This is a genomic window from Streptomyces sp. SID11385 (genome assembly GCF_010548245.1).
Taxonomy (GTDB): Bacteria; Actinomycetota; Actinomycetes; order Streptomycetales; family Streptomycetaceae; genus Streptomyces.
The window spans coordinates 1-5,489 of the sequence record NZ_JAAGLR010001164.1 but is presented as its reverse complement, the minus strand read 5'-3'; the positions used below and the strand labels follow the sequence as shown (position 1 = coordinate 5,489).

Genomic DNA, 5,489 nt, shown 5'->3' with positions numbered 1-5,489 from the left:
GCCCGGGCGTGGTGGCGGGCTGCGGCGGCGGGGTGCTCATCGGGCTTCCTCGTGCTCCTGCGCGGCGCCCGGCGCGGTGTCGGCGCTCCGGGGACCGGCGGTCCAGGTGCCGGCGGTGGGGGAGCCGGCGGCAGGGGCGTCGGTGGTTCGGGGATACGGGGTGTGCGGGGCGTACCAGGCGGGCTGGTCCGCGCCCGGCGCGGCGGGCTCCGGGGGTGCCTCGGCGAAGGGGTCGGGCTCCTCGAAGCCTTCGAGGGAGTCGGCCGTCGAGCGGTAGTCCACCTCGGCCTGCGTCAGGCGCATGTACGCCTCCTCCAGCGAGGCGTGGTGGGGCGACAGCTCCCACAGCCGCACCCGCTCCTCGTGCGCGAGGTCGCTGATGGCCGGGAGCGCGAGCCCCGTGACGCGCAGCGCCCCGTCCGGCTCGGGCAGCACCTGCCCGCCCGCCTTGCGCAGCAGGCCCGCGAGCCGTTCCGCCTCGCCGTGGACGTCGTCCGGGACCCGTACCCGGGCGAAGTCCGTGGCGTTGCGCGCGATGAAGTCCCGCACGCTCATGTCGGCGAGGAGCCGGCCGCGCCCGATGACCACGAGGTGGTCCGCCGTGAGCGCCATCTCGCTCATGAGGTGCGAGGAGACGAAGACGGTACGGCCCTCGGCGGCGAGCGCGCGCATGAGGCGCCGCACCCACAGGATGCCCTCCGGGTCGAGGCCGTTGACGGGCTCGTCGAAGAGGAGGACACGGGGGTCGCCGAGGAGCGCGGCGGCGATGCCGAGGCGCTGCCCCATGCCGAGCGAGAAGCCGCCCGCCGGGTGCTTCGCGACGTCCTGGAGACCGACGACGCCGAGCACCTCGTCGACCCTGCGGGCCGGGATGCCGGAGAGCTGGGCGAGCGAGAGGAGGTGGTTGCGCGCGGTACGGCCGCGGTGCACCGCCTTCGCGTCGAGCAGCGCGCCGACCTCGCGGGGCGCGTTGGCGAGCTGCCGGAAGGGGACGCCGCCGACCGTGACGTCCCCGGCGGAGGGCTGCTCCAGGCCGAGGATGAGCCGCATCGTCGTGGACTTGCCCGAGCCGTTGGGCCCGAGGAAGCCGGTGACCACCCCCGGCCGCACGGTGAAGCTGAGGTCGTCCACGGCCTTCTTCGCGCCGTACCACTTGCTGAGGCCCCTCGCCTCGATCATCCGCGCACCCGTCCTCGCCCGTCCTTGACCCGCTTCCGCATGGGTGAGGAGGCTATCGGGCCTCCGGCGGTTCCCGCCAAGACGAGGCAAAGGAAAAGCGGCGGGCCCGTCCGCGCGCCCCCGCCGGCCGCGTCAGGCGTCCCGGTGGCGCAGCAGCGCGTACCCGACGAGCAGGGCGGCGGCGACCCAGGCGACCATGATGAGGAGCCCGCCCCAGGGACCGTACGGGGTGTCGTCGTGCAGGGGCGGGACGACCTCCATGATCTTCGTGCCCGCCTGGTCGGGGAGGTACTGGCCGACCTTCTTCGTCGCGTCCACGTTGCCGAGGATGTTCGAGATGATGAAGAAGAACGGCATGAGGATGCCGAGCGAGAGCAGCGGGCTGCGCAGCATCGCCGCGATCCCCATCGAGAACATCGCGATGAGCGTCATGTAGAGCGCCGCGCCGAAGACCGCCCGCAGCACGCCCGGATCGCCGAGCGAGGCCCCGTGGTCGCCGAGGATCAACTGCCCGACGAAGAACGAGACGAAGGCCGTGATCAGGCCGACGACGAAGGCGAGCACCGTCGCGACGGCGACCTTCGAGAAGAAGAAGACGCCCCGGCGCGGCACGGCCGCGAGCGAGGTGCGGATCATCCCCGTCGAGTACTCGTTGGAGACGACGAGCACGCCGAAGACGATCATCGCGAGCTGGCCGAGACCCATCCCCGCGAAGCTGATGAAGGTGGGGTCGAAGGTGATCCTGTCCTCGCGGCTCATCGAGTCGAAGTCGTTGCTGGTCACGACGCTGATGAGCACGCCGAGGCCGAGGGTGACGACGAAGGCGAGACCGAGGGTCCACACGGTCGAGGCGACGGAGCGGATCTTCGTCCACTCCGAGTGGAGTACTTGTGACACGGCCATCGCTCAGTTGCCCTTCCGGTCCCGGTTCTCGCCCCAGCCCTGTCCGCCCGCCGGGGGCGCGGGCGGTGGCTCGGTCCCGGGCGGGACCACGGCGGGGCCCGCTCCGGTGTGTGCGTGGTACTCGACCGTCTGGGCCGTGAGCTGCATGAACGCGTCCTCCAGGGAGGCCGACTGGGGGCTGAGCTCGTGCAGGACGAGGCCGTGCCGGTGGGCCAGCTCGCCGAGGCGCGCCGGGTCGGCGTGGTCGGCCTCCAGCGTGCCGTCCGCGCCCTCGGTCACCGGGACGCCCTCCTGCCGCAGCACGTCGAGGAGACGTTCGCGCTCGGGGGAGCGGAGCCGGACGTACGTGCGCGAGTTGTCCCGGATGAAATCGGCCATGGAGGTGTCGGCGAGGAGCTTGCCCCGGCCGATGACCACGAGGTGCTCGGCGGTGAGGGCCATCTCGCTCATGAGGTGCGAGGAGACGAAGACGGTGCGGCCCTGGTGGGCGAGCGAGCGCATCAGGTTCCTGATCCAGTGGATGCCCTCGGGGTCGAGGCCGTTCACCGGCTCGTCGAACATGAGGATGCGCGGGTCGCCCAGGAGCGCGCCCGCGATGCCGAGGCGCTGTCCCATGCCGAGCGAGAAGCCCTTCGCGCGCTTCTTCGCGACCGGCGTCAATCCCACGACGTCCAGGACCTCGTCCACGCGCCCGGCCGGGATGCCGTTCGACTGGGCCAGGCACAACAGGTGGTTGCGGGCGCTGCGGCCGCCGTGCATCGCCTTCGCGTCGAGCAGCGCGCCGACCTGCGTGAGCGGGTCGTCGAGCGCCGCGTACGGCTTGCCGTCGATGAGCACGCGGCCCCGGGTCGGCTTGTCCAGACCGAGCATCATGCGCATGGTGGTCGACTTGCCCGAGCCGTTGGGGCCGAGGAAGCCGGTCACCACGCCCGGGCGCACGGTGAAAGACAGGTCGTCCACGGCGAGTTTGTCGCCGTAGCGTTTCGTCAGCGCTGAGACCTCGATCATGTGTCCACGCTAACGAAGTCGCCGCGCGAACGCCCGGCGGCAGGCGCACGGGACGAGCTCGGCTCCGTAACGGAAACCGGGCGGAGGCATTCCGGCTCCGTGGCGGAGGACCCGGCGGAGGCATTCCGGCTCCGTGACGGAGGACCCGGCGGAGGCATCCCGGCCTCTCAGTGGGAACCCGGCGCAGACGCCCCGACGGAAACCGGGCGGAGGCATGCCGCCTCCGCCCGGTCCTCCGGTCGTTCACCCCGTACGAGGTGGTGTCGCGTCAGCGGGACTGCTGGGCCGGGACACCCCGCGTGACGGTCTCGTCCTCGGCGGGCGCGCCCGCCGCCGCGACGGCCGCACCGGTGAGCGTGGCGAGCATCTCGCGCACGTTGGTGAGCTGCGCGTTGATCGAGTCGCGGCGGTTGGTGAGGGCCGCGAGCTCGCGCTCGGACTCGCTGCGGATGCGGTCGGCCTTCGCGTTGGCGTCCGCGACGATGTCCTCGGCCTGGCGCTGGGCCGTCTCGATCGTCTGGCGCGAGCGGCGCTCGGCGTCCGTGCGGAGCTTCTCCGCCTCCAGGCGGAGCTGCTCGGCGCGGTGCTCGATCTCCGCGAGACGCTTCTCGGCCTTCGCCTGGCGCGAGGCGAGGTCGCGCTCGGACTGCTCGCGGCGCTTGGCCAGATTCGTCTCGAAGTCGGCGGCGGCCTGGGCGGCCTTGGCGCGGGTCTCCTCGAAGAGGGCGTCCGCCTCCTCACGCTTCGACTGGGCGTCCTTCTGCGCCTCGGCCCGCAGGTTGCCGGCCTCGCCCTTCGCCTTCTCGACGATCCGGACGCCCTCGTCCTCCGCCTTCGCCTTGCGCTCGGAGGCGTAGGACTCGGCGTCGTTGCGCACCTGCTGCGCCGCGGACTCGGCCAGCTCCCGGTGCTGCTCGGCGGCCCGGCGGGCCTCCTCGCGCAGGTCCTTCGCCTCTTCCTCGGCGAGCCGCAGGATCTTCTCGACCCGGGCGCCGAGGCCCGCGTACGAAGGCTCCGCGTCACTCACCTGCGCCTGGGCGTTCTGCGTTTCGAGGTGCAGCTCCTCGATCCGCTTCTCCAGGGCGGTGATGCGGTTCAGCGCGCTGTCACGGTCGGAGACGAGCTTCGAGATGCGTTCGTCCACCTGAGCGCGGTCGTACCCACGCCGCACAAGCTCGAAGCCGTAGGGGGAAGTGTCGCTCATGGGGTTCCTGTCGAAAGAGACCGGTGAGGTGATAGGGGGAATCCTAGGGGTCGGGGCGGCGTGTCATCGAGTAAATGCCCGTTTGATCTGGAGAATGCCACCCCTTTTGTGCGCACGTGGATCGTTTTCTTCCGATCCGCCGTCAACACAGCGCCCACACAGGACGACTGACTGGCCGTCGTCACCGGGAACACCGTCCCTCCGGCTCGCACACCTGCGGCACTCCCGACGCCGTGCGCCCTCCTGACACTGTGACTACCGCTCCGTCTGCTTTCCACCCGAACGAGTCGATCCGGCCACGGCCCCCGCCTTGACGCCGCTCTGCGCGTCCCGGCCGCCCGCGCCCTTCCCGGACCCCTCGCCCGGCCCGCCGGCGTTCTTGCCGCCGGGGGCCTCGAAGTTCTCCAACGCCTCCAGGACGTCCTGGACACGGCCGATCTCGGCGTTGATGTCCTGCCGGCGCCGCACCAGGATGTCCAGTTCGCGCTGCCCCTCCGCCGTGATCCGCTCCGCCTCCGCCTTCGCGTCGGCGACGAGCCGGTCGGCGAGCGTCTCCGCCTCGGTCTTCTTCTGACCGGCCTCCTTCAGGAGCGTCTCGGCCTTCTTGACCGCGGCGATCCTGACCTTCCCGGCCTCCGAGCCGGCGTCGGCGAGGAGGTCCTTCGCCTTCGCCTCGGCCTCGGCGAGCTGCTCCTCGGCCGCCTTGACGAGCGCGTCGCAGCGCTCGCCCGCCGTGCGCATCGCCTCCGCCGACTCACGGCGTGCCCGCTCGTGCAGCTCCTCGATCTCCGCCGTGATCCGCTCGCGCAGCTCCTCGGCCCGCTCCCGCACCCGCGTCGCGTCGCCGCGCGCCCCGACGAGGAGTTCGTCCGCGTCCGCGCGCGCCTTCTCGACCGCCGCGTGCCCCTCGGCACGGCCCTCGGCGACGACCCGCTCGGCCTCCGAACGCGCCGCGCCCACCATCCGGTCGGCCTGCTCCTCGGCGTCCGTCGTCGTCTTGAGCGCCGCTTCGAGCGCCTCGTTCGACAGCTTCTCGGCCTCCGCGCTCGCCTCCGAGACGAGCCGGTCGACCTGCGCGGCGGCCTCGGTGCGCCGCTTGTTCGCCTCCGCGCGCGCCTCGTCGAGCAGCCGCTGCGCCTCCGCGCGGGCCTCGCCGCGCGCCCGTTCCGCCTCCTCGGCCGTACGGGCCGTCAGC

4 protein-coding genes and 1 pseudogene are annotated in these 5,489 nt (G+C 72.3%); all 5 read right to left on the bottom strand.

Annotated elements, in window-relative coordinates:
• Positions 1-36: 36 nt before the first annotated feature.
• Entirely contained in the window at positions 37-1,179 is a 1,143-nt protein-coding gene (locus G3I42_RS35400) for an ABC transporter ATP-binding protein (protein ID WP_164291745.1), read from the bottom strand.
• A gap of 132 nt (positions 1,180-1,311) precedes the next feature.
• Positions 1,312-2,082: an ABC transporter permease gene (locus G3I42_RS35395; protein ID WP_164291744.1), complete on the bottom strand. Its 771-nt coding sequence runs from the start codon at positions 2,080-2,082 to the stop codon at positions 1,312-1,314.
• A gap of 3 nt (positions 2,083-2,085) precedes the next feature.
• A complete protein-coding gene (locus G3I42_RS35390) occupies positions 2,086-3,090 on the bottom strand; it encodes an ABC transporter ATP-binding protein (protein WP_164291743.1) in 1,005 nt (334 codons plus the stop codon).
• A gap of 268 nt (positions 3,091-3,358) precedes the next feature.
• Positions 3,359-4,294: a cellulose-binding protein gene (locus G3I42_RS35385; protein WP_008745581.1), complete on the bottom strand. Its 936-nt coding sequence runs from the start codon at positions 4,292-4,294 to the stop codon at positions 3,359-3,361.
• Positions 4,295-4,549: 255 nt separating this feature from the next.
• A pseudogene (locus G3I42_RS35380) lies at positions 4,550-5,489 on the bottom strand (hypothetical protein); the annotation flags it as partial.

Bases quoted from the DNA above. Each gene is read 5' to 3' on its own strand.
- G3I42_RS35395 (WP_164291744.1), bottom strand. From the start codon at position 2,082: ATGGCCGTGTCACAAGTACTCCACTCGGAGTGGACGAAGATCCGCTCC.
- G3I42_RS35385 (WP_008745581.1), bottom strand. From the start codon at position 4,294: ATGAGCGACACTTCCCCCTACGGCTTCGAGCTTGTGCGGCGTGGGTAC.
- G3I42_RS35390 (WP_164291743.1), bottom strand. From the start codon at position 3,090: ATGATCGAGGTCTCAGCGCTGACGAAACGCTACGGCGACAAACTCGCC.
- G3I42_RS35400 (WP_164291745.1), bottom strand. From the start codon at position 1,179: ATGATCGAGGCGAGGGGCCTCAGCAAGTGGTACGGCGCGAAGAAGGCC.